The sequence below is a fragment of the Streptomyces sp. HP-A2021 genome (assembly GCF_022807935.1).
Lineage (GTDB): Bacteria > Actinomycetota > Actinomycetes > Streptomycetales > Streptomycetaceae > Streptomyces > Streptomyces afghaniensis.
On sequence record NZ_CP094344.1, the window covers coordinates 2,965,155 to 2,987,581 of the forward strand.

21 protein-coding genes are annotated in these 22,427 nt (G+C 71.5%); 7 read left to right on the forward strand and 14 right to left on the reverse strand.

The features are described 5' to 3' along the window. Positions 1 to 27: 27 nt before the first annotated feature. From MQE23_RS13335 to recG, 4 genes are all read right to left on the reverse strand, one after another. Positions 28 to 1,101, reverse strand: a complete 1,074-nt coding sequence (locus MQE23_RS13335; RefSeq protein WP_243379255.1) for an ATP synthase F0 subunit B — start codon at positions 1,099 to 1,101, stop codon at positions 28 to 30. A gap of 121 nt (positions 1,102 to 1,222) precedes the next feature. After that, positions 1,223 to 1,702, reverse strand: coding sequence for a pantetheine-phosphate adenylyltransferase (coaD, locus tag MQE23_RS13340; RefSeq protein ID WP_037666994.1), 480 nt, complete (start codon positions 1,700 to 1,702; stop codon positions 1,223 to 1,225). Between the two features lie 26 nt (positions 1,703 to 1,728). Next, positions 1,729 to 2,316, reverse strand: a complete 588-nt coding sequence (gene rsmD, locus MQE23_RS13345; RefSeq protein WP_020270067.1) for a 16S rRNA (guanine(966)-N(2))-methyltransferase RsmD — start codon at positions 2,314 to 2,316, stop codon at positions 1,729 to 1,731. An 82-nt stretch (positions 2,317 to 2,398) separates the two neighbouring features. Next, entirely contained in the window at positions 2,399 to 4,654 is a 2,256-nt protein-coding gene (gene recG, locus MQE23_RS13350; RefSeq protein ID WP_243379256.1) for an ATP-dependent DNA helicase RecG, read from the reverse strand. Positions 4,655 to 4,842: 188 nt separating this feature from the next. Here recG and MQE23_RS13355 point away from each other — a divergent pair, with 188 nt between their 5' ends. Both MQE23_RS13355 and MQE23_RS13360 read left to right on the forward strand, forming a co-directional pair. Continuing rightward, positions 4,843 to 6,681 carry an HSP90 family protein gene (locus tag MQE23_RS13355; RefSeq protein WP_243379257.1) on the forward strand — a complete coding sequence of 613 codons (1,839 nt, stop codon included), beginning with the start codon at positions 4,843 to 4,845 and terminating at the stop codon, positions 6,679 to 6,681. Next, positions 6,678 to 9,665, forward strand: coding sequence for a tetratricopeptide repeat protein (locus MQE23_RS13360; RefSeq protein ID WP_243379258.1), 2,988 nt, complete (start codon positions 6,678 to 6,680; stop codon positions 9,663 to 9,665). The genes MQE23_RS13355 and MQE23_RS13360 overlap by 4 nt, the downstream gene beginning before the upstream one ends. 26 nt (positions 9,666 to 9,691) lie before the next feature. Here MQE23_RS13360 and MQE23_RS13365 read toward each other — a convergent pair whose 3' ends face one another. Next, a complete protein-coding gene (locus tag MQE23_RS13365) occupies positions 9,692 to 11,509 on the reverse strand; it encodes a DAK2 domain-containing protein (RefSeq protein WP_243379259.1) in 1,818 nt (605 codons plus the stop codon). 247 nt (positions 11,510 to 11,756) lie between these two features. Here MQE23_RS13365 and rpmB point away from each other — a divergent pair, with 247 nt between their 5' ends. After that, positions 11,757 to 11,942, forward strand: a complete 186-nt coding sequence (gene rpmB, locus MQE23_RS13370; RefSeq protein ID WP_003993230.1) for a 50S ribosomal protein L28 — start codon at positions 11,757 to 11,759, stop codon at positions 11,940 to 11,942. Between the two features lie 96 nt (positions 11,943 to 12,038). Here rpmB and thiD read toward each other — a convergent pair whose 3' ends face one another. Further along, entirely contained in the window at positions 12,039 to 12,830 is a 792-nt protein-coding gene (thiD, locus tag MQE23_RS13375) for a bifunctional hydroxymethylpyrimidine kinase/phosphomethylpyrimidine kinase (RefSeq protein WP_020270062.1), read from the reverse strand. Continuing rightward, positions 12,827 to 13,792, reverse strand: coding sequence for a thiamine-phosphate kinase (locus tag MQE23_RS13380; RefSeq protein WP_020270061.1), 966 nt, complete (start codon positions 13,790 to 13,792; stop codon positions 12,827 to 12,829). The genes thiD and MQE23_RS13380 overlap by 4 nt, the downstream gene beginning before the upstream one ends. Before the next feature lie 206 nt (positions 13,793 to 13,998). Between MQE23_RS13380 and MQE23_RS13385 the strand changes: the two genes are divergently transcribed. Together MQE23_RS13385 and MQE23_RS13390 are read left to right on the forward strand one after the other, a co-directional pair. After that, positions 13,999 to 14,232, forward strand: coding sequence for an Lrp/AsnC ligand binding domain-containing protein (locus MQE23_RS13385; protein ID WP_003997603.1), 234 nt, complete (start codon positions 13,999 to 14,001; stop codon positions 14,230 to 14,232). Between the two features lie 20 nt (positions 14,233 to 14,252). Continuing rightward, complete coding sequence (locus MQE23_RS13390; RefSeq protein WP_243379260.1) at positions 14,253 to 14,774, forward strand: DUF3515 domain-containing protein; 522 nt, start codon at positions 14,253 to 14,255, stop codon at positions 14,772 to 14,774. 15 nt (positions 14,775 to 14,789) lie between these two features. Here the strand turns inward: MQE23_RS13390 and MQE23_RS13395 are convergent, their stop codons facing one another. From MQE23_RS13395 to MQE23_RS13405, 3 genes are read right to left on the reverse strand one after another with little or no spacing between them, the layout of a single operon-like run. Next, a complete protein-coding gene (locus tag MQE23_RS13395; protein WP_020270059.1) occupies positions 14,790 to 15,947 on the reverse strand; it encodes a D-alanine--D-alanine ligase family protein in 1,158 nt (385 codons plus the stop codon). 59 nt (positions 15,948 to 16,006) lie between these two features. Beyond that, on the reverse strand, positions 16,007 to 17,017 hold the full coding sequence (locus MQE23_RS13400) for an NAD(P)H-dependent glycerol-3-phosphate dehydrogenase (protein ID WP_020270058.1): 1,011 nt from the start codon (positions 17,015 to 17,017) through the stop codon (positions 16,007 to 16,009). After that, positions 17,014 to 17,850 (reverse strand): lysophospholipid acyltransferase family protein, encoded by an 837-nt coding sequence (locus MQE23_RS13405; protein ID WP_243379261.1) that lies wholly within the window; start codon positions 17,848 to 17,850, stop codon positions 17,014 to 17,016. The genes MQE23_RS13400 and MQE23_RS13405 overlap by 4 nt, the downstream gene beginning before the upstream one ends. A gap of 158 nt (positions 17,851 to 18,008) precedes the next feature. Here MQE23_RS13405 and cofC point away from each other — a divergent pair, with 158 nt between their 5' ends. After that, a complete protein-coding gene (cofC, locus tag MQE23_RS13410) occupies positions 18,009 to 18,647 on the forward strand; it encodes a 2-phospho-L-lactate guanylyltransferase (protein ID WP_243379262.1) in 639 nt (212 codons plus the stop codon). A gap of 9 nt (positions 18,648 to 18,656) precedes the next feature. After that, complete coding sequence (locus MQE23_RS13415) at positions 18,657 to 18,860, forward strand: hypothetical protein (RefSeq protein ID WP_010044574.1); 204 nt, start codon at positions 18,657 to 18,659, stop codon at positions 18,858 to 18,860. Between the two features lie 60 nt (positions 18,861 to 18,920). On the opposite strand, the gene MQE23_RS13420 is transcribed toward MQE23_RS13415, so the two are convergent. The 4 genes from MQE23_RS13420 to leuC all read right to left on the reverse strand — a co-directional run bounded on the left by MQE23_RS13420 (position 18,921) and on the right by leuC (position 22,233). Further along, positions 18,921 to 19,559: an HU family DNA-binding protein gene (locus tag MQE23_RS13420; protein WP_020270055.1), complete on the reverse strand. Its 639-nt coding sequence runs from the start codon at positions 19,557 to 19,559 to the stop codon at positions 18,921 to 18,923. Between the two features lie 136 nt (positions 19,560 to 19,695). After that, positions 19,696 to 19,926 carry a hypothetical protein gene (locus tag MQE23_RS13425; RefSeq protein ID WP_020270054.1) on the reverse strand — a complete coding sequence of 77 codons (231 nt, stop codon included), beginning with the start codon at positions 19,924 to 19,926 and terminating at the stop codon, positions 19,696 to 19,698. Between the two features lie 277 nt (positions 19,927 to 20,203). After that, positions 20,204 to 20,797: a 3-isopropylmalate dehydratase small subunit gene (gene leuD / locus MQE23_RS13430; RefSeq protein ID WP_020270053.1), complete on the reverse strand. Its 594-nt coding sequence runs from the start codon at positions 20,795 to 20,797 to the stop codon at positions 20,204 to 20,206. A gap of 5 nt (positions 20,798 to 20,802) precedes the next feature. Then, positions 20,803 to 22,233, reverse strand: a complete 1,431-nt coding sequence (gene leuC / locus MQE23_RS13435; RefSeq protein WP_020270052.1) for a 3-isopropylmalate dehydratase large subunit — start codon at positions 22,231 to 22,233, stop codon at positions 20,803 to 20,805. Positions 22,234 to 22,427 lie beyond the last annotated feature (194 nt).

Below are 22,427 nucleotides of genomic sequence, written 5' to 3' on the forward strand. Positions count from 1 at the left end.
CCTTTGCCCGTCGGCCCAATCCGGTGCTCAGCCGTTGCCGCGGCCCTGCTCATAGGCCCGGAGCTGCTCGGCGCTGATCATCCCGGTGTCGAACAGGCTGGTCTCGTCCAGGGCGTATGCCTGGTGACTCTGATGCTCGTGTTGCCCGGGCTGGGCCTGTTGCGCCTGCTGGCCCTGGTTCGGGTCGTACGCGGCCTGCTGGGGGTCGTAGCCCTGGTAGGCGTAGGGATCGGCATGCTGGTAGCCGTACGGGTCCTGCTGGGCGGCGTACGGCTGCTGCGGGTAGCCGCCGTAGGGGTCGGGCTGCTGTTGGTAGGCGTACGCCGGCTGCGGCTGTCCGTAGTCCTGCTGCTGGGCGGGCTGCTCGGCCGGGGGCTTCTCCTCCGCGAGGGCGGCCAGACCGGCGAGGTAGTCGGCGTCGCTGGAGTGCTGGACGGTGCTGTTGTCGTCGGCGAGGGCGCCGAGGTCGTCGGTGGCGATCCGGCCGTGCAGCTTCTGCCGGCCGCGGCCGACGGCGTCCAGGGTCTTGGCGAGGACCGCCTCGAAGGCGCCCAGCTTGGCGTCGACGTACTCGTCGGCGGTACGGCGCTGCGTCTCCGGGTCGTGGCTGCGCTCGGGGGCGTCCTCGTCCTCGTAGCCCTGCTCGTCGGTGCCGGGGCCGGTGCCGAGGAGCTTCTCGCGGCCGCGGCCGACGGAGCCGAGGGTCTTGGTGAGGACGACCTCGAAGTTGGCGAGCTTGGAGTCGACGTAGTCGTCGGCCTCGGCGCGGATCTCCTCGGCCTCCTGGCGGGCCTCGGCGAGGATCCGGTCGGCCTCGGCCTGGGAGCGGCGGGCGACCTCGGTGTCGGAGATCAGTGAGCCGCGCTCGGCGTGCGCGGTCTGGATGATCCGCTCGGCCTCCTGGCGGGCCTGTTCGACCATCTGCTCGCGGTCGCCGATCAGCTCCTGGGCCTGGGCGAGGGAGCCGGGCAGCGCCGCGCGCACCTCTTCCAGCATGGAGAGCAGTTCGGCGCGGTTGACCACGCACGAGGCCGACATGGGCATGGACCGGGCGCCGGAGACCGCGGCGACGATCTCGTCGAGCTTCTTCTGCACGTCCACCGTGTGCTCGCCACTCTCTACAGATGCGTTGGAGACGGACGGGACGACTGTACGGCCAGGGGGATGCCGGGGAACACCGGGTGACGGCCTGTCAGGCTCCGGTGGGACGTCCGGGGCTGGTTCAGTCCTGCCCCAGGCGCTCGGTGAGGGCCTGGAGGACCTCCGCCGGAACCAGGTGGGAGACGTCGCCGCCCCAGGTCGCGACCTCCTTGACCAGGGAGGACGACAGGAAGCTGTAGGTGGGGTTGGTGGGGATGAAGAGGGTCTCCACGCCCGAGAGGCCGTTGTTCATCTGGGCCATCTGGAGCTCGTAGTCGAAGTCGCTGACCGCGCGCAGGCCCTTGACGATGGCGGGGATGTCGCGCTGCTTGCAGAAGTCCACGAGCAGGCCGTGGAAGGCCTCGACGCGGACGTTGCCGTACTCGGCGGTGACCCGGCGGATCAGGTCGATCCGCTCGTCGATCTCGAACAGGCCCTTCTTCGACTGGTTGATCATCACCGCGACGTAGACCTCGTCGTACAGCCTGGAGGCGCGGGAGATGATGTCGAGGTGTCCGTTGGTGATCGGGTCGAACGACCCGGGACATACGGCGCGGCGCACTTGTGATCCCTCGCTCTCCGGTCCGGTCATCGTGCGTCTTCGCACGTAGAGGCGGCGCGACCGTACCAAAACGTTCCCTCGCCGTAGCGACGGGCCCGGAGGGCTTCGAAACCCTCGGGCCACCGGAATTCACCGCCTCTGGTGCTGCGCTCCACGGTGACGAGGGCTTCTTCGGTGAGCCAGCCTTCCGTGCGGAGTGTGAGCAGGATCTCGCGAAGATCGTCGTCCGTGACGGCGTACGGCGGGTCGAGGAAGACGAGGTCGTAGGGCTCGCCGTGGGGTGGTGTGCGGATGATCTGTTCCGCTTTGCCTGATCTGACCTCGGCGCCGGGAAGGCCGAGGGACTTCACGTTCTCGCGGACCGTGCGGGTCGCTCGCGCGTCGGCCTCGACCAGGAGGGCGTGGCCTGCGCCGCGGGAGAGGGCCTCCAGGCCTACTGCGCCGGAGCCGGCGTAGAGGTCGAGGACGCGTTCGCCTTCCAGGGGGCCGCCGAGGAGGGATTGCCAGGTGGAGAAGAGACCTTCGCGCGCGCGGTCGGAGGTGGGGCGGGTGCCGGTGCCTGGGGGTACTGCCAGGCGACGTCCGCCGGCTGTGCCGGCGATCACGCGGGTCATCTGTGGTCCTTGGGTGTGGGCGGCCTTAGGTATCAGTGTGGCTGGTCGCGCAGTTCCCCGCGCCCCTTGGGGGCAACACCTGTCACCCCTTTTCCAAGTACTGCTCCCTCTCCTCGTCCAAGAGGGCGTCCAGTGCTGTCCGCAGGGCCGGGAGGTGGGTCAGCTCCGGGTCCTTGGCCACCACCGCTGCTGCCTCTTCCCTCGCCTCGGCGATGATCTCCTCGTCCTCGATGACCGCGAGCATCCGCAGGCTGGTGCGGGCGCCCGACTGGGCCTGGCCGAGGACGTCGCCCTCGCGGCGTTGTTCCAGGTCGATGCGGGAGAGTTCGAAGCCGTCGAGGGTCGCGGCGACGGCGTTCAGGCGCTGGCGGGCCGCGCTCGCCTCGGGCATCTCGCTGACCAGGAGGCACAGGCCGGGTGCCGAGCCACGGCCCACGCGGCCGCGCAGCTGGTGGAGCTGGGAGACGCCGAAGCGGTCGGCGTCCATGATGACCATGACCGTGGCGTTGGGGACGTTGACGCCGACCTCGATGACCGTCGTGGCGACCAGGACGTCCGTCTCCCCGGCGGCGAAGCGGCGCATGACCGCGTCCTTGTCGTCGGGGTGCATGCGGCCGTGCAGCACCTCGACCCGGAGACCCTTCAGGGCGCCCTTGGCGAGCTGGTCGGCCACATCGAGGACGGCGAGCGGCGGGCGCTTCTCCGCGGCGTCCTCGGGGGACCCGGGGGGCCCGGGGGCCTCGGAGGACTTCTTCTTGCCGGCCTTCTTCGGGTCGTCCTCCTCGTCGCCGATGCGGGGGCAGACCACGTACGCCTGATGGCCGTTGCCCACTTCCTCGCGGACCCGTTCCCAGGCGCGGGACAGGAAGTGGGGCTTGTCGGCGGCCGGGACGACATGGCTGGCGATCGGCGAGCGGCCGGCCGGGAGCTGGTCGAGGACGGAGGTCTCCAGGTCGCCGAAGACCGTCATGGCGACCGTGCGCGGAATGGGCGTGGCCGTCATGACCAGGAGGTGCGGGGGCTGCTTGCCCTTGCCGCGCAGGGCGTCGCGCTGCTCGACGCCGAAGCGGTGCTGTTCGTCGACCACGACCAGGCCCAGGTCGTGGAACTGCACCTTGTCCTCGATCAGCGCGTGCGTGCCGATGACGATGCCTGCCTCGCCGGTGGTGAGGTCGAGCAGGGCCTGGCGGCGGGCGGCCGCGCCCATGGAGCCGGTGAGCAGCACCACCTTCGTCCCCTGCTCGGCCCCGCCCAGCATGCCGCCCTCGGCCAGCTCGCCCATCATCTCGACGATCGACCGGTGGTGCTGCTGGGCGAGCACTTCGGTGGGCGCGAGCATGGCGGCCTGGCCGCCGGCGTCGACCACGGCGAGCATGGCGCGCAGGGCCACCATCGTCTTCCCGCTTCCGACCTCCCCCTGCAACAACCGGTGCATCGGATGCTCCGTCGCCAGGTCCTCGAAGATCTCCCGGGAGACGCGCTGCTGGCCCTCGGTGAGGGTGAAGGGGAGACGGGCGTCGAAGGCCGTGAGGAGGCCGTCGGGGCTGGGTGTGCGGGGGACCGCCGGGAGCTGGGCGTCCGCGTGGCGGCGGCGGGCGAGGGCGACCTGGAGGACGAAGGCCTCGTCCCATTTCAGGCGGGCGCGGGCGTCCTCGATGTCCGCCTTGGTGTGCGGGCGGTGGATCTTCAGGAGGGCCTCGGGGAGGGGGACCAGGCCGCGGCCCCGGCGCAGGGATTCCGGCAGTGGGTCGGCGGCCTCCTGGGCGGTGGGCAGGACCGTCTGGAGCGCCTTGCCGATCTTCCAGGACTCCAGCTTGGCGGTGGCCGGGTAGATCGGGATCAGGGCGCCGGCCCAGGTCTCGACGGACTCGGCGGGGTCTTCGGAGTCGCCTCGCAGCAACTCGTAGGCCGGGTGGGCGAGTTGGAGGCGGCGGTTGAAGACGGAGACCTTGCCCGCGAACATCGCGCGGGTGCCCGGCAGGAGCTCCTTGTGGGGCTTGTGAACGCCGTTGCCGAAGAAGACCAGTTGGAGGCGGCCGCTGCCGTCCGTGATCGTGACCTCCAGGCGCTGGCCCTTGCCGCGCGGGGCCCTGGCGGAGGCGAAGGTGTGCAGGCGGGCGTCGGCGACCTGGGCGACCACCGTGACGTGCTCGTCCATGGGGAGGTCGGCGAGGTGCGTGAGCTGGCCGCGCTCCTCGTATCTGCGCGGGTAGTGGTGGAGCAGGTCGCCTACGGTGCGCAGGCCGAGGTGCTCGGCCATCACCTTCGCGGTGGCAGGGCCGAGCACCGACTTCAGTGGTTGTTGCAGCGGTTCGTGAAGTGCGGGCACGAGATCCATTGCACACCACACCACTGACAATGCCGTAGAGGCCATGGCGCAGGTCGCCGTATACGTCCCGGAAATCCCTGGTCAGGCGGCTGGTTCGGGCCTTAGGATGACGCGCTCCCGGCCCTCTTTCGCGGTCACCTCCCCACCGGGACCGCCCGACCCCGCGCCGTCGCGAGTCCCCCACCGGCGCCGTGAAGATGGACTCCCAGACATCACAGGCATCCCAGGCATCCCATTCGCCCCAGTCACCTCATACGTTCCAGGTCGACCTGCGTGGTCTGGTGGACCTGCTCTCCCACCACCTCTACTCCAGTCCGAAGGTGTATCTGCGGGAGCTGCTGCAGAACGCCGTGGACGCCATCACCGCCAGACGCACGGCGGAACCCGACGCTCCGGCCCGGGTTCGGTTGTCTGCGGAGGGCGGCGCCCTGCGCGTCGAGGACACCGGGGTCGGGCTCACCGAGGCGGACGTGCACAGCCTGCTCGCCACGATCGGGCGCAGTTCCAAGCGCGCCGAGGGCCTTCAGGAGGCGCGTTCCGACTTCCTCGGGCAGTTCGGCATCGGGCTGCTGGCCTGTTTCGTCGTCGCCGAGCGGATCCGGGTGGTCAGCCGCAGCGCCCGTACGCCCGGGGCGCCGCCCGTGGAGTGGACGGCGTCCGACGACGGTTCGTACACGGTGCGGACGCTGCCGGACGCCGAGCGGCCCGAACCGGGCACCACCGTGCATCTGGTGGCCCGGGCGGGGGCCGCGGAGTGGCTCACGCCCGAGCGGGTCGGCGCGCTGGCGCGGGAGTTCGGGTCGCTGCTGCCGTACGACGTCCGGGTGGGCGACGACCCGGTCACCGACCTCCCGGCGCCCTGGGACCGGTCGTATCCGGGCCCGGCCGCCCGCCGCGTCGCCCTCGCCCGGCACTGCCACGACCTGTTCGGCTTCACCCCGCTGGACACGATCGACCTGTCCGTGCCGCTGGCCGGCATCCGCGGGGTGGCGTACGTGCTGCCGTCGGCGGTCAGCCCGGCCCAGCGCGCGGGTCACCGCGTCCATCTCAAGGGCATGTTGCTGACCGAGCGGGCCGAACAGCTGCTGCCCGACTGGGCGTTCTTCGTGCGCTGCGTGCTCGACACGGACAGCCTGCGGCCGACGGCGTCGCGCGAGGCGCTGTACGAGGACGAGACGCTGGCCGCCGTACGGGAGGCGCTGGGCGAGCGGATCCGGGCCTGGCTGACCGGTCTGGCCGCCGGTGATCCGGAGCGGCTGGCCGCGTTCCTGTCGGTGCACCACCTGGGCGTGAAGTCGCTGGCCCGGCACGACCGGGAGATGCTGCGCACGATGCTGCCGTGGCTGCCCTTCGAGACGACCGACGGGCGGCTGTCCCTGGAGGAGTTCGCGCAGCGGCACCCGGTGGTGCACTTCACGCGGACCGTCGAGGAGTACCGGCAGGTCGCGCCGATCGCGTCCGCGCAGGGCATCGGCGTGATCAACGGCGGCTACACGTACGACAGCGAGCTGGTTCAGGCGCTGCCGTCGGTGCGGCCGGGGACCGTGGTCGCCGAGCTGGACGCGGAGACGGTGACCGCGCACCTGGACGCGGTCGACCCGGCCGAGGAGCTGGCCCTGTCCGGCTTCCTGGCGGCCGCGCGGGCCCGGCTCGACCCGCTGGGCTGCGACGTCGTGCTGCGGGCCTTCCACCCGCTCTCCGTGCCCGCGCTGCACCTCGACGACCGGGACGCCCGGCACGAACAGGCCCGGGCCGACGCCGAGGCGCAGGCCGACGACCTCTGGGCGGGCATCCTCGGCTCCCTGCGCGGCAGCGCTCCCCGCGCGCGTCTGGTGCTCAACCACCTCAACCCGCTCGTCCGGCGGATCAGCTCGCTGCACGACCCGGAGCTGATCGGCACGGCCACGGAGTCGCTGTACGGGCAGGCGCTGCTGATGGCGCAGCGGCCGCTCAGGCCCGCCGACTCGGCGCTGCTCAACCGGGCGTTCATCGGCCTGTTGGAGTGGGCCACGCACAGCGAGGACGGTCAGGCATGAGTGAGATCACGGACTTCGACGCCCTGCGCCGGGCGATGGCGGAGAACTCCGAGCAGCCGGAGGGGCCTGCCCGCAACGCGCGCGCCGAGGAACTGCTGGCCGCCGCCGAGAAGCTGAACATCCCGCTCGCCGTGATCGAGGCGCTCGGACACCAGCTGAAGGTCTACAACTACAGCTCCGAGAAAGGGAAGATGTTCGTCCCCTTCGCGCGTCTGCTGCGCATGTGGGACGAACGGCCCGAGGACTTCGACGAGTACGAGACCTACACGCTGCACTGGGTCTTCAAGTGGGTCTCGTCCGGCATGCTGGACCAGCCGCACATCCCGCTCGCGTCGATCGAGAAGTGGCTCGGCGAGATGGAGCACCGCTACCGGCTCGCCGGGTACTCCGAGTGTGCCGTGCGCAGCGCCGAGCACAGTGTGGCCGCGCATGTCGGGGACCTGGCGCGGGCCGAGCGGGCGTACGCCGCGTGGCTGGCCGCCGACCGGGACGCCATGGCGGACTGTCACGCCTGCGAACTGCACGGGCAGGGCTGGTGGCAGGCGGAGCGGGGCCGGGACGCGGAGGCGCTGGAGCTGTGGCGGCCGGTGCTGGAGGGCGAGTACACGTGCGCCCACGAGCCGCACACGGCCCTCGCCTCCTCCCTGGTGCCACTGCTGCGGCTGGGCCGCCTGGACGAGGCCCGCGCGAACCATCTGCGGGGCTTCCGGCTCGTACGGGCCATGGAGAGCATGCGCGGCGCCTACGCGGAGCACGTGGAGTTCTGCGCGCTGACCGGCAACGAGGCCCGTGGTCTGGAGCTGCTCGCGGAGCGGCCGGCGTACTTCACGGACGACGGGCAGCCGCAGAGCAAGCTGGAGTTCATGAGCGTGGTGGCCCTGCTCATGGACCGTCTGACCGGGCTGGGGCTGGGTGACCGGCAGGTGCCCGGTCCGGCCGGCCGGACGTGGAGTGCCCGGGAGCTGGCCACGCACGCGCGTGCGGAGGCCCTCGCCCTGGCGGCCCGCTTCGACGAGCGCAACGGCACGACGTACGTCAGCGAGCGGGCCCGCGCGCGGATGGAGCGGCGCCCGCTGGCGGAGCGGCTGCCGCTGGGAGTGCGGTCGGTACGGCCGGTGCCCGCGCCCGCTCCCCCGGCGGCCACGGCCGCCGCGACCGGGCAGCCTGATCTGCCCGCCCTGCTGGCCGAGGCACGCCGGCTGTCGGACAACCTGCGGCCGGGCGCCGTGGAGGCGTGGGCGGCCGTCGCCGAGGCCGCGCACGGCGTGGAGCTGGACCCGCGCGACCGCGCCGAGATCGCCGACCACGAGGCGATGGGCCTCGGCCCGGAGGGCGCCGCGCTCTTCGAACGGGCCGCGCAGCTGTACGCGGCGGCGGGCGACCCCGGTGAGGCCCTGGCCGCACGCGCGCGTGCGGCGTACGTACGTGCCCTCGCGGGCGACGTGGACGCGGCGCTCGCGGCCGTGTCCGGGCCCTACGACGAGATCCTCGCGCTGTACGCCGCCGGCGACACCGGGATACGGCAGACGGCGTCCGTCCTGATGGCACGGGCCCGGATCCTGCTGCGCCGGGCGCACCAGGCCGGGGAAGTTCTCGCAGAAGGTGACGCCGAGCGCGACGGCCCGGAGGCGGTTCTCGGCGAGGCCGAAGCCGCTGTCCGGGAAGTCGTCGCGCTCGTCGAAGGGCGGACCGGTCAGGACGTGCGGCTGGCCGCGCGGGGCGCCGAGGCGCAGGCGATGCTCGCCGAGCTTGCGGGGCTGGGCGGGGACCTGGAGACGGCCGCGGGGCTGTTCGCGCGCGGCGCGGCGGCGTTCGTCGCGGCGGGGCTGCCGTGGTTCGCGGTGGAGTACGAAGCCCGGCTGGCCTCGCTCGCCCACCACCTCGGCGACATGGCGGAGGCGGAACGGGCGCTGCGGGCAGCCCTGGAGCACGGCGGGGCCCAGCTGGAGGCGCCCGGACGGGCCCAGCTGCACCTCCAGCTCGCCGAGCTGGTCGGCGGCCGGGGCGAGGCCGTCGAGGCCGCCCGGCATGCCCTGGAGGCCGCGCACTGGGCCGACGAGGCGGGCGAGGGCACGACGCTGGGCGCCTGGGCCCGGCAGCAGCTCGGCGGGTTCCTGCTGCGGCAGGGACGGTGGGCCGAGGCCGCGGAGGTCCTGGAGTCGGCGCTGCCCGACCTGACGGCCGAGACGCACGGCGACGGGGCGATCGTGCAGACGCAGTGGTGGCTCGGCGACTGCCTGAGCGAACTCGGCGAGCACCGCGCTGCCGCCGAACGGCGTCTCCAGGCCGCCGAGATCGCCCGGCACTGGCCCGAACAGCACGACCACGCGACCCTCGCCCACCTGGCCGGGGAGTCACTCGGGCAGGCCGGACTGGCCGACGAGGCGGACCGGGCCTATGCACGCGCGGGTGACCTGTGGCGCGAACTCGGCAACGTCCACGGGCTGATCCGGTCCCTGCGTGCCCGCGCCTGGCTGGCGTTGCGCACGGAGGACGGACTTGAGGTGGCACGCGCCCTGATGGCGGACGCGGTCCGGGAGTGCGAGGCGGCACGGGACACGGCGGCCGACGAGGAGTCCCGGCAGCGGTTCGTCGCCGAACTCGGCCACACCCACCGCCAGTTCGGTGACCTGCTGGCCCGGTCCGCCGAGGGCGACGCGGAGGGCTCACTCCCGGGCGTGTTCGAGGAGGCGCTGTCCCGACTGCTGCGGGCGGCCGAGGTGTTCGCCTCCCTCGGGGACGGCGCCCTGCACAGCCGTACCGGCGCCGAACTCACCGCGGGGTGGCTGGAGATCGAGATGGACCGTCTCACCGACGCGAGGGCACGCGCGCGTGCGGTGCTGGCGGCGTACGACGGTTACGACGGCACGGCCTCCGGCGGCACGGCCCCCGAGGGGATGAACGACGATGACGGCGAGGCGGTGCGGGCCCGGCGGGCAGAGGCCGAGCACATGCTCCGCGTCGCCACGGAGGACCCGGACTGAATCATCCGGCACCGGCCCTGTTCGGCCTACTCGACGCCGATGAGCAGCACGGCCCCCTGCCGCCCGCCCCGGTACACGACCGTGTCGACGGCGAGGTACCCCTCGCGGACCCGGCCCTCCAGGTGCTCGGCGATGGTGTCGGGAGCCTCGTCGCCGAGCACCAGGGTGACCATCTCGCCGCCCGCCGCGAGCATGCGGTCCAGGACGGCCCGGGCGGTGGCCGTGACGTCCGAGCCGATCACGGCCACGTCGCCGTCGATCAGGCCGAGGACGTCGCCGGCCTGGCAGATGCCGGCCATCGTCCAGGCCTGGCGCTCGGCGACGGTGACCTCGGCGTAGCGGGTCGCGCCGGCCGCCGAGGTCATCGACACCACGTCCTCGTCGAAACGGCGCTCCGGCTCGTGCACGGCGAGTGCCGCGATGCCCTGGACCGCCGAGCGGGTCGGGATGAGGGCCACGCGGATGCCCTCGGTACGGGCCTGCTCGGCCGCCGCGGCTGCAGTGTGGCGCAGTTCGGCGTCATTGGGCAGCAGCACGACCTCGCGCGCGTGGGCCCGCCGTACGGCCTGCACGAGCTCGCCGCTCGCGGGCGGCTCCCCGGGGCGTGCGAGCACGGTGGTCGCGCCTGCCTCGGCGTACAGCCCGGCCAGGCCCTCACCGGGCACCACGGCCACGACGGCACGCTGGGCGCGCTCGCGGGGAGGCCGCTCGGCGCCGGTGGTGTGCACGTCGCCGGCGCCGAAGTGCGTGATGCGGATCCGGTAGGGCCGCCCGGCCTCGATACCGGCCTCGACGGCGGCGCCCGCGTCGTCGACGTGGACGTGGACGTTCCACAGCCCGTCGCCGCCGACCACGACGAGCGAGTCCCCGAGCGCGTCGAGCCGCTCCCGCAACCGCGCCACGGCCGTGTCCTCGGCCTCCAGGAGGTAGATCACCTCGAAGGCGGGACCGTCCTGGCCGACCACGGCGGCGGTGTCGGCGCACTCGCCGTGCGGGCTTCCGGCGGCCGGGGCGGGGCCTCCGGCAGCTGCCACGCGCGCCGGCGCCCCCGCAGGGCCCTGATCGCCCTCATGGGCCTCATCGCCCAGACGCGCCTCGCCCACCCGCGACGCGCCCGCCCTCACCGTCGCCGCCCCGTCCCGCGGCCTCTCCCCCGTGAACGTCTCCACCAGCGCCCCGAGCACCGCCACCAGCCCTCGCCCACCGGCGTCGACCACCCCGGCGCGCTCCAGGACCGGCAGCTGGCCGGGAGTGGCGGCCAGTGCCGCGCGAGCTCCCTCGTAGGCCGCCCTGGCCACCGTCCCGCAGTCGCCCTCGGCACCGCAGGCTGCGTCGGCAGCGGCAGCGGCGACCGTGAGGACCGTGCCCTCGACGGGGTGAGCCACGGCCTGCCGGGCCGAGTCGGCCGCGTGCCGCAGGGCCAGCCGCAGGCCCTGGCCGTCGGCGTGCGCGGTACCGCCTGCGGGGGGAGGGGCCTGGTCGTCGGCGTGCCCGGTCTCGTAGTCGGCCAGCACCTGGGACATGCCGCGCAGCAGCTGGGCGAGGATCGTCCCGGAGTTCCCGCGGGCACCGATGAGCGCCCCGTGCGCCATCGCCCGGGCGGCGTCGGCCAGCGTCGGCCCCGCAGGGCCCGACCTCGCCGCATGCCCCGCGAACACGGCCTCGACCGCCGCGACGGCGGACTCCACGGTCAGATACAGGTTCGTGCCGGTGTCCCCGTCCGCCACGGGATAGACGTTGATCGCGTCGATCTCCTCACGCGCCCGCCCCAGCGTCTCGAGTGCGAGACCGCACCAGGTGCGCACCGCGAGAGCATCGAAGAATGTCTGCGGCACCTGCGCCACCGCGCCTCCCTGAGCTGCTGGACGTGGCACGCAGCGTAGACCCCGGGGCCGTGCCCACCGGAAGTGGGCCGGGAGGGGGCGTGGGCCGACCATGGTAGTTTCACTGCACGGGCGCAGTCGTTGTATGCTGCTCCGGTTGCCCGATCGAATCGGGCCATTCCCCTGGCAGCGCCACTCAGATCCTCTCATCCGGATCCCGGCATGCCGGGATCAACCGTAAGTGCATCTGAAGTCTTTGGAGTGACCCGTGGCTGCCAACTGCGACGTCTGCGGCAAGGGGCCGGGCTTCGGCAACAACATCTCGCACTCGCACCGCCGTACGTCCCGTCGCTGGAACCCGAACATCCAGCGTGTGCGTACCGTGGTGGGCGGGACGCCGAAGCGCGTGAACGCTTGCACCTCGTGCATCAAGGCCGGCAAGGTCTCGCGCTGACGCTCAGCTAGCGCGCGGCCACTGCTGGTTCGCTTACAGAGCCGGTCCACCTCAGGTGGACCGGCTCTTTGCCGTGTCAGGACACCGTCATGACGCTCAGGACCCGGCCCGGAACCGCCAGCCATGATCCACCGGACCGATCCCCCCGCCGAGCGCGAAACCGGCCGCGATCGCCCCGGTGACGTACTCCTTGGCCGCCGCCACCGCCTCCGGCACCGAGTCCCCCTTCGCGAGCTGTGACGCGATCGCGGAGGCGAGGGTGCAGCCCGTGCCGTGGGTGTGCCGGTTGTCGTGCCTCGGCGCCCGCAGCCAGTGCTCCTCGGAGCCGTCCGTGAGCAGGTCCACGGCGTCCCCGGACAGATGACCGCCCTTGATCAGCACCCACCGCGGCCCGTACCCGAGCACGGCCGCCGCGGCCCGTCGCAGCTGCTCCTGCGACTCGACACGGACACCCGTCAGCTGGGCCACCTCGTCGAGGTTCGGGGTGGCGACCGTGGCGACCGGCAGCAGCTTCGTACGGACGGAGTCCAGTGCGGACGCGGCGAGCAGGGAATCGCCGTGCTTGGAGACGCCCACCGGGTCGACGACCGCCGGGGCGTCCGTGCCCGCGATCAACTCGGCGACCGTCTCCACGAGTTCGGCGGAGGCCAGCATCCCGGTCTTGACCGCCTGGACGCCGATGTCGTCGACGACACTGCGGTACTGGGCCCGCACCGCCTCCACCGGCAGCTCCCAAGCCCCCTGCACGCCGAGGGAGTTCTGCGCGGTCACCGCCGTGAGGACGCTCATGCCGTGCACGCCGAGCGCGAGCATCGTCTTCAGGTCGGCCTGGATGCCGGCGCCGCCGCCCGAGTCGGAGCCCGCCACCGTGAGGACGTTGGGAATCATGAGTCCATGTCCCCGAAGTGGTCCCAGCCGCCCTTGCTGGTCCACGGCGCCCCGTCGACCGTCACCTGAGGCAGCGCCGAGGGGTTGAGGACCTCGCCGATGACCTTCCAGCGGGCGGGCAGCTTCACGTCCGGCGGGAAGGTCGCCACGATCGCGTGGTCCTCTCCCCCGGTCAGCACCCACTGCATCGGGTCGACGCCGACGGCCTGCCCGATGTCGTTCATCTGGGAGGGGATGTCGATCGCCCCGGAGCGGATGTCGATCCGCACCTTGCTGGCCTCGGCGATGTGCCCCAGGTCGGCGATCAGCCCGTCGCTCACGTCGCACATCGCGGTCGCCCCGAGCCCGGCGGCCGCCGGACCGGCGTGGTACGGCGGCTCGGGCCGCCGGTGCGCTTCCACGAACGCCCGCGGCGAACGGAACCCGCGCGACAGCACCGCGTACCCGGCCGCCGACCAGCCCAGCCAGCCGGTCACCGCGACGAGGTCGCCGGGCTGCGCGCCCGCCCGCGTCACCGGCTCCTGGTTGCGCAGATCGCCGAGCGCGGTGATCGACACCATGATCGAGTCGCCGCGTACGACGTCACCGCCGACCACGGCGGCACCGGCCACCTGGCATTCGTCGCGCAGGCCGTCCATCAGCTCGCTCGCCCACGTCACCGGCAGCTCGGCCGGAACGACCAGACCGAGCAGCAGCGCCGTCGGTACGGCACCCATGGCGGCGATGTCGGCGAGGTTCTGCGCCGCCGCCTTGCGGCCCACGTCGTAGGCCGTGGACCAGTCCCGGCGGAAGTGCCGGCCCTCGACCAGGATGTCCGTACTGGCCACGACCCTGCGGTCGGGCGCGGCCACCACGGCGGCGTCGTCGCCGGGGCCGACCCGGACCGCCGGGGTGGTGGTCAGACGGGAGGTGAGCTCCCTGATGAGCCCGAACTCACCGAGCTCACCAACAGTGCCCTTCATTGCCCTTTCTCCCCTTCTGTCCCTGTCCGTGCCCGGTCGCGAGGCCTCTCGGTCCTCGCTACGGTCGAAGTGACCGTCAAGTTCTGCCGGACCTGCACCCCGGCGCGCAAGACCCGGTCCCCGCAGGTCTCCCCGCGGCGAGCGGCGACGCGATACCGTGGCGTTCCTTTTCCCCACATGATCCTCGTGGCCGCCCTGGAGGTTCCGTGGTACAGGCGTACATCCTGATCCAGACGGAGGTCGGCAAGGCGTCGACCGTCGCCGAGACGATCAGCAAGATTCCTGGGGTCATCCAGGCCGAGGACGTCACAGGACCGTACGACGTGATCGTGCGGGCCCAGGCCGACACCGTCGACGACCTCGGCCGCATGGTGGTCGCCAAGGTCCAGCAAGTGGACGGCATCACCCGTACCCTGACCTGCCCGGTCGTCCATCTGTAGCCCCCGTCTACCCTGTGCCGGTGAACTCTTTCCGTCACCGGCACCGTTCTGTGTTCCGTGTTTTCTTCCGCCTGCCCGCTCTCGCGCTGTTGATCACTGCCGCGGGCTGCTCCTCGGCAGACGACAGCGCGTCGGCGGCGGTTCCCAGTCCGGACGCGAAGGTCACGGAACTGTGCCGGAACCTGGACAAGGTACTGCCCGCGAAGGTGGACGGAGAGCGTCGCGAGGATCCCGAGCCCGCGTCGGCGCTGACGGCGGGCTGGGGCAGCCCGGCGATCATACTTCGCTGCGGTGTGCCGCGGCCGCCCGAGATGGTCGATCCGAAGGTGGCGGAGGGGCGGGATCCGGATGCGGTCGCCGGGGGTGTGAACGGGGTCGACTGGCTGATGGAGAAGCAGGACGACGGGGGGTACCGGTTCACCTCGGCGAACCGTGAGGTCTATGTCGAGGTGGCCGTGCCCGAGGGTGTGGACAGCTCGGGGGTTCTCATCGATCTGGCTTCGGCTGTGAAAAAGGCGATCCCCGAGGGGATCGCCTCCTGAGAGCCCCTGGGCCGGTCAGCGCAAACCCGTGGAACGGCGAAGTGCCGCCTGCACCAGACGGTCCACCAGCTCCGGGTAGCTCACCCCGCTCGCCTCCCACATCTTCGGATACATCGAGATGGGCGTGAAGCCGGGCATCGTGTTGATCTCGTTGATCACGAACTCGCCGTCCTCGGTGAGGAAGAAGTCCGCGCGGACCAGGCCCTCGCAGGACGTCGCCTCGAAGGCGTCGACCGCCAGGCGCTGCACCTGCGCCGTCTCCTCCGCCGTCAGCGGCGCCGGCACGATCCCCGGCGTCGAGTCGATGTACTTGGCCTCGAAGTCGTAGTACGCGTGGTCCTCCGGCGAGGGGATCTCCGCGGGGGCGGAGGCCCGGGGGCCGTCCTCGAACTCCAGGACGCCGCACTCGATCTCGCGACCGCGCAGCGCGGCCTCCACGAGGATCTTCGGGTCGTGCCGCTGGGCCTCGGCGATCGCCTCGTCGAGACCGGAGAGGTCGTCGACCTTGGTGATGCCGATCGACGAACCGGCGCGCGCGGGCTTCACGAACAGCGGCCAGCCGTGCTCGCCGGCGAAGTCGACGATCTTCTTGCGGGCGGCCGGCTCGTCCTGCTGCCACTCGCGGGGCCTGATCACCAGGTACGGGCCCACCTGCAGCCCGAACGAGGTGAACACCCGCTTCATGTACTCCTTGTCCTGGCCCACGGCCGAGGCGAGCACACCCGAACCGACGTACGGGACGCCGGAGAGCTCCAGGAGGCCCTGGAGGGTGCCGTCCTCGCCGTACGGGCCGTGCAGCACCGGGAAGACCACGTCGACCTCGCCGAGCGCCTTGGGGACCGATCCCGGCTCGCTGTAGACGACTTCGCGGTTGGCCGGGTCGACCGGGAGGATCACTCCGCCCTCGTCGGACTCGGCGAGCAGGTCGACGCTCGGCTGGCGCCGGTCGACGATCGCCATCCGCTCCGGTTCGTCCGCCGTGAGCGCCCAGCGGCCGTCCTGGGTGATACCGATCGGCAGGACGTCGTACTTCGTCCGGTCGATCGCCTTGAGGACGGCGCCGGCCGTGACCACGGAGATCCCGTGTTCGGAGCTGCGCCCGCCGAACACGACGGCCACACGCGGCTTGCGAGGCGGCTGCTCGGGGCTCTGGGGGAGGTTCTCGGTGCTCATATCGCGTTGAGAGTACCCGTTGGTAAGGCCGGGATACAGCGCCCGCGAAGCCGCGTCGCTCAGCGTCGTTCCGGCTTCGCGCTGCGCGACATCAGCTCCTTGAGGGCCACCACCGGAGGCTTGCCCTCGTGCACGATGCCGACGACCGTCTCCGTGATGGGCATGTCGACGCCGTGCCGGCGGGCCAGATCCAGCACCGACTCGCAGGACTTGACGCCCTCGGCGGTCTGCTTGGTGACCGCGATGGTCTCCTGGAGCGTCATGCCCTTGCCGAGGTTGGTGCCGAAGGTGTGGTTGCGGGACAGCGGCGAGGAGCAGGTGGCCACCAGGTCGCCCAGGCCCGCGAGTCCGGAGAAGGTCAGCGGGTCGGCGCCGAGCGCCATGCCGAGCCGGGTGGTCTCCGCGAGACCGCGCGTGATGAGCGAGCCCTTGGCGTTGTCGCCGAGGCCCATGCCGTCCGCGATGCCGACGGCCAGGCCGATGACGTTCTTGACCGCGCCACCGAGTTCGCAGCCGACGACGTCGGTGTTGGTGTACGGGCGGAAGTACGGCGTGTGGCAGGCGGCCTGGAGCCGCTGGGCGACGGCCTCGTCGGTGCAGGCGACCACTGCGGCGGCCGGCATCCGCGCGGCGATCTCGCGGGCCAGGTTGGGTCCGGTGACCACGGCGATGCGGTCCGGGCCGACCTTGGCGACGTCGTCGATGACCTCGCTCATGCGCATCGCGGAGCCGAGTTCGACGCCCTTCATCAGCGACACGAGGACCGTGCCGGGGGCGAGCAGCGGCGCCCACTCGGCGAGATTGCCGCGCAGGGTCTGCGAGGGGACCGAGAGGACCGTGAAGTCGGCGTCCGCGGCGGCTTGAGCCGGATCCGTGGTGGCCCGGACGTTCTCCGGGAGTTCGACGCCCGGGAAGTAGTCGGGATTGGTGCGGGTGGAGTTGATCGCCTCCACGACCTCCGGGCGGCGCCCCCACAGGGTGACCTCGCACCCGGCGTCGGCGAGCACCATGCCGAAGGCCGTACCCCACGAACCGGCGCTCAGGACCGCCGCCTTGACCGGCTTGCTCACTTGCCCAGCCCCTCTTCCTGTGCCGACTGTGCCGACTGTGCCGTTTGCGCCGACTGCACCGGCGACGCCGTCTGCTGCCCGCTCCGCTGTGTCTCTGTCTGCGCCTTGGTGCGGCGCCGCTGTTCGATCCGCTCCCGGCGCGGGTCGTAGGGCGTCTCGGGCGCCTTCTCGCCGCGGATCTCCTCCAGCTGGCGGGTGATGGCGGCCATGATGACCTCGGTGGCCTCCTTCAGGAGCTCCGCGGTCATCTCCCGGTCGTAGAACCGCGTGAGGTCAACCGGCGGTCCGGCGAGCACGCGGTGCGTCTTGCGCGGCAGGAGGTGCGGCTTCTTCGCGTACGGCGGCAGCAACTCGTTGCAGCCCCACTGGGCTACGGGGATCACCGGGCACTTGGTCTGGAGGGCGACACGTGCGGCCCCGGTCTTGCCGGTCATGGGCCAGCCCGCCGGGTCGCGGGTGAGGGTGCCCTCGGGATAGAAGGCGACGCATTCCCCGCGGTCCACGGCGTCGATCGCGGCCCGGAAGGCGCTCAGCGCGTCCGTGCTCTCGCGGTAGACGGGGATCTGCCCGGTACCGCGCATCGCGGCGCCGACGAATCCCTTCTTGAAAAGCCCGCTCTTCGCGAGGAATCGCGGGACGCGCCCGGTGTTGTACTGAAAGTGCGCGTAAGCGAAGGGGTCGATGTGCGAATTGTGATTCACCGCGGTGATAAATCCACCCTCGGCCGGAATGTGCTCCATTCCGCGCCAGTCCCGCCTGAGCAGAACCACCAGCGGCGGTTTGCAGATCACCGCGGCGAAGCGGTACCAGAAGCCGATTCTGCGGCGGGGCACGCGGACACCTTCCTCTAGGGCCTGAAGCGGGGGCCACGGGGGGCCGCACAAGTGTCGCCCCAGGCCGCCGGTCTGTCGAGAACACCGTACGCCCCGACACGCCGGGCCCCGGCGGCCCCGGGTGACAATGACCGCGACAAGAGAGGGACGGAACATCTGTGCAGTGGACCTTGGTCGTACCCCTGAAGCCCCTGGCCCAGGCCAAGAGCAGGCTCGCGGACACGGCGGACGACGGGCTGCGGCCGGACCTGGCGCTGGCCTTCGCCCAGGACACGGTGGCGGCCGCGCTGGCCTGCCCTGCGGTGCGTGATGTGGCAGTCGTCACGGACGACGCCCGGGCGGGCCGTGAGCTGGCCGCACTGGGCGCGGAGATCATCCCCGACGAGCCGGGAAGCGGCCTCAACGCCGCCCTCGCACACGGGGCGGAGGCCGTCCGGTCCGCTCGTCCCGGAAGTTGCGTGGCGGCGCTGAACGCCGACCTGCCGGCGCTGCGCCCGCCGGAATTGGCACGGGTACTCGACGCCGCCGCTGAATTCCCGCGCGCTTTTCTCCCGGACGCGGCCGAAATCGGTACGACCCTGCTGGCCGCCGCCCCCGGCCGGCCATTGTTCCCGGCATTCGGTATCGATTCCCGCGCCCGGCACCGCGCGTCCGGGGCCGTGGAACTGTCCGTCACCGCCGTGGATTCCGTACGCCAGGACGTGGACACCGGCGACGACCTGCGCACCGCGCTGGCCCTGGGGGTCGGCCCTCATACGGCCGCGGCCGCCGCGCGGTTGCTGATACCCGGGCAGTAGGCTGCGGCCATGCAGGCGACCGCGTACACGTACGACCCCGAAAGCCGCAGCGGGCAGGTGCTCCTGGACGACGGCACCCCGGTGCCCTTCGACGCGGCGGCGTTCGACGCCGGGGGGCTGAGGCTGCTGCGCCCGGGGCAGCGGGTGCGGATCGAGGTGGAGGGCGCGAAGGAGGACTTGCGGATCACTCTGGTGACCCTCCAGACCCTCTGAACACACCGCGGGCCGGACTCCGTACGGAGTCCGGCCCGGCGCGTGAGTGCCCCAGCGCCCCTACTTCTTGCGGGCGGTGGTCTTCTTCGCGGTGGTCTTGCGCGCCGTCGACTTCTTGGCGGGCGCCTTCTTGGCGGTCGCCTTCTTCGCCGGTGCCTTCTTGGCGGTGGTCTTCTTCGCGGCGGTGGTCTTGGCCGTCGTGGTCTTCTTGGCCGGGGCCTTCTTCGCCGTGGTCTTCTTGGCCGCCGCCGTCTTGGTGGTGGCCTTCTTCGCCGTCGTCTTCTTGGCCGTGGTCTTCTTCGCGGCCGCCGTCTTGGCGGTCGCCTTCTTCGCGGCGGCCTTCTTGACCGTCGCGCCGGCGCCGCCGGTCAGGCTGCCCTTGGGAGCCTTCTTTACGGAGACCTCGCCGCCACGCGGCAGCTTCTTCGAGCCGCTGACCAGGTCCTTGAAACCCTGGCCCGCGCGGAAGCGCGGAACGGAGGTCTTCTTGACCCGAACCCGCTCGCCCGTCTGGGGGTTACGGGCGTAGCGGGCCGGACGGTCGACCTTCTCGAAGGAACCGAAGCCGGTGACGGAGACCCTCTCACCAGCGACGACCGCGCGGACGATGGCGTCCAGTACATGGTCGACAGCGTCGGCGGCCTGCTGTCGGCCGCCCATCTTGTCGGCAATCGCTTCTACGAGCTGCGCCTTGTTCACGTCTTCCCCTTCGGAGACATCGCCAGAACGAAAGTGTTCAAGCTTTTTCGCACGTTAGGCAGATATATACCGCAAATCAAACACGAAACGGGCTTATCACCCTTGTGCCGCAACGAACTCGGCGGTGCCGTCCGGTTCAGCGTTCCTCGTCGGGGAGACGTCCCTCGTCGAGGTCCGCGGTGAACCGATCCAGCCGCCTTGCCGCGTCGGCGAGATCGTGCTTGGCCGCGGCCGTAATGACCAGCAGCTTCCGGGTCAGCGCCATCCGTACGCCCTCCGGGACTTGCAGTGCGCGCACTCTTGCGTGCGCTTCCTTGAGTTGGCCCGCGACTGCCGTATAGAGCTCGAGTTGGCCGTCGTGTTCCATGCACAGATTGTGCCATCTGGGGCGAGTTGTCGCCTGCGCAGGGGACAACTGCCGCCTCAAACGGCCTTCCGGGCGCACACGGAGGTCGCGGCTGTACAACTCGCGTACCCCAACAACCACCGGCATAACGTGGGAAGTTGAGTGGCCGGCTCAGGACGGGCAGGGCCGTTCGGGTGCAGAAACAGCTGTACCCCCGATCGGGCTGATCAGGGGTACAGAGGGGGTGTTGTGGTGGCCGAAAGTCGCCTTGTTCAGGGGCGGCGGATCGTGCTCCGGATCAGACCGGGAGCGTCCGCGGCTTGAACGACGGGCGCTTCGCCTCGTACGCGGCGATGTCCGCCTCGTTCTGGAGGGTGATCGAGATGTCGTCGAGGCCGTTCAGCAGCCGCCAGCGGGCGTTCTCGTCCAGCTCGAAGGAGGCGGTGACGCCCTCGGCGCGGACCTCGCGGGCGACCAGGTCGACGGTGATCTCGGCCTGCGGGTCCTTCTCGGTGAGCTCCCACAGCGCGTCCACGATCTTCTGCTCCAGAACGACCGTGAGCAGGCCGTTCTTGAGCGAGTTGCCGCGGAAGATGTCGGCGAAGCGGGAGGAGATCACGGCCTTGAAGCCGAAGTTCTGCAGCGCCCAGACGGCGTGCTCACGCGAGGAGCCGGTGCCGAAGTCGGGGCCGGCGACCAGGACGGTCGCGCCCTGCCGCTCGGGCTGGTTGAGCACGAACGACGCGTCCTTGCGCCAGGCCTCGAACAGCCCGTCCTCGAACCCGTCCCGCGTGACCTTCTTGAGCCAGTGGGCGGGGATGATCTGGTCGGTGTCGACGTTGCTGCGGCGCAGCGGGACGGCCCGGCCGGTGTGGGTGGTGAAGGCTTCCATGATTCTCAGACTCCAGCGGGCGTACGGGTGTCGGCGGCGGACAGGTCGGCCGGGGAGGCCAGGTGGCCCAGGACGGCCGTAGCGGCCGCGACCTGCGGCGACACCAGGTGCGTACGACCGCCCTTGCCCTGCCGGCCTTCGAAGTTGCGGTTGGAGGTGGACGCGGAGCGCTCGCCGGGGGCCAGCTGGTCGGGGTTCATGCCCAGACACATCGAGCAGCCCGCGTGCCGCCACTCGGCGCCGGCCTCCTTGAAGACGACGTCCAGCCCCTCGGAGACGGCCTGGAGACCGACCCGCGCGGAGCCCGGGACGACCAGCATCCGTACGCCGTCGGCGACTTTGCGGCCCTTGAGCAGCTCGGCCGCGGCGCGCAGGTCCTCGATGCGGCCGTTGGTGCAGGAGCCTACGAAGACGGTGTCCACCTTGATGGAGCGCAGCGGCTGACCGGCCTCCAACCCCATGTATTCCAGGGCCTTTTCGGCGGCGTAGCGCTCCGATGCGTCTTCGTACGAAGCAGGGTCGGGGACCGATGCCGAAAGCGGTGCGCCCTGGCCGGGGTTGGTGCCCCAGGTGACGAACGGCGACAGTTCGGCGGCCTCGATGACGACCTCGGCGTCGAACTCGGCGTCCGCGTCCGTCCTCAGCGTCTTCCAGTACTCGACGGCGGCGTCCCAGTCCGCGCCCTCGGGGGCGTGCGGGCGGCCCTTGAGGTACGCGAAGGTGGTCTCGTCCGGGGCGATCATGCCCGCGCGGGCGCCGGCCTCGATCGACATGTTGCAGATGGTCATGCGCGCTTCCATCGAGAGCTTCTCGATGGCCTCGCCGCGGTACTCCAGGACGTAGCCCTGGCCGCCGCCGGTACCGATCCGGGCGATGATCGCCAGGATCAGGTCCTTGGCGGTGACGCCCTCGGGCAGTTCGCCGTTGACCGTGATGGCCATGGTCTTCGGGCGGGACATCGGCAGCGTCTGGGTGGCCAGCACGTGCTCCACCTGGGAGGTGCCGATGCCGAACGCCAGCGCGCCGAAGGCGCCGTGCGTGGAGGTGTGGGAGTCACCGCAGACGACGGTGGTGCCCGGCTGGGTCAGACCCAGCTGCGGGCCGACGACGTGCACGACGCCCTGCTCGACGTCGCCCAGCGGGTGCAGCCGCACGCCGAAGTCGGCGGCGTTCTTGCGCAGCGTCTCCAGCTGGATCCGGGAGACCGGGTCCGCGATCGGCTTGTCGATGTCGAGGGTGGGGGTGTTGTGGTCCTCGGTCGCGATGGTGAGGTCGAGGCGCCGGACCTTGCGGCCGCTCTTGCGCAGGCCGTCGAAGGCCTGCGGGCTGGTCACCTCGTGCAGCAGGTGCAGATCGATGAAGAGAAGGTCGGGCTCGCCCTCCGCGCGCCGGACGACATGGTCGTCCCAGACTTTCTCCGCGAGTGTCCTACCCATCGCTGTTCCCTCCGGCCGACGACGATCCGCCGGCCCAACTAGAGATCTTGAGGAGGCGGGCCCGCGCCCCTGCGTTTCCGGGCAACCGCCGCCAGGCCCGTACGTCACGGGCCGCTGTGACTTCGTGTCTTCCAGAGTGGCGGGTTCCACGAGAATTTGAACTTGCGTTTCACAGAGTGAGACGCGAGTATCGT

Excerpts from the sequence above, each read along its gene's own strand:
- leuC (WP_020270052.1), bottom strand. The coding sequence starts at position 22,233 with ATGGGTAGGACACTCGCGGAGAAAGTCTGGGACGACCATGTCGTCCGG.
- MQE23_RS13395 (WP_020270059.1), bottom strand. The coding sequence starts at position 15,947 with ATGAGCACCGAGAACCTCCCCCAGAGCCCCGAGCAGCCGCCTCGCAAG.
- MQE23_RS13360 (WP_243379258.1), top strand. The coding sequence starts at position 6,678 with ATGAGTGAGATCACGGACTTCGACGCCCTGCGCCGGGCGATGGCGGAG.
- MQE23_RS13355 (WP_243379257.1), top strand. The coding sequence starts at position 4,843 with ATGGACTCCCAGACATCACAGGCATCCCAGGCATCCCATTCGCCCCAG.
- rsmD (WP_020270067.1), bottom strand. The coding sequence starts at position 2,316 with ATGACCCGCGTGATCGCCGGCACAGCCGGCGGACGTCGCCTGGCAGTA.
- MQE23_RS13380 (WP_020270061.1), bottom strand. The coding sequence starts at position 13,792 with ATGAAGGGCACTGTTGGTGAGCTCGGTGAGTTCGGGCTCATCAGGGAG.
- MQE23_RS13415 (WP_010044574.1), top strand. The coding sequence starts at position 18,657 with ATGCAGGCGACCGCGTACACGTACGACCCCGAAAGCCGCAGCGGGCAG.
- thiD (WP_020270062.1), bottom strand. The coding sequence starts at position 12,830 with ATGATTCCCAACGTCCTCACGGTGGCGGGCTCCGACTCGGGCGGCGGC.
- leuD (WP_020270053.1), bottom strand. The coding sequence starts at position 20,797 with ATGGAAGCCTTCACCACCCACACCGGCCGGGCCGTCCCGCTGCGCCGC.
- MQE23_RS13425 (WP_020270054.1), bottom strand. The coding sequence starts at position 19,926 with ATGGAACACGACGGCCAACTCGAGCTCTATACGGCAGTCGCGGGCCAA.
- recG (WP_243379256.1), bottom strand. The coding sequence starts at position 4,654 with ATGGATCTCGTGCCCGCACTTCACGAACCGCTGCAACAACCACTGAAG.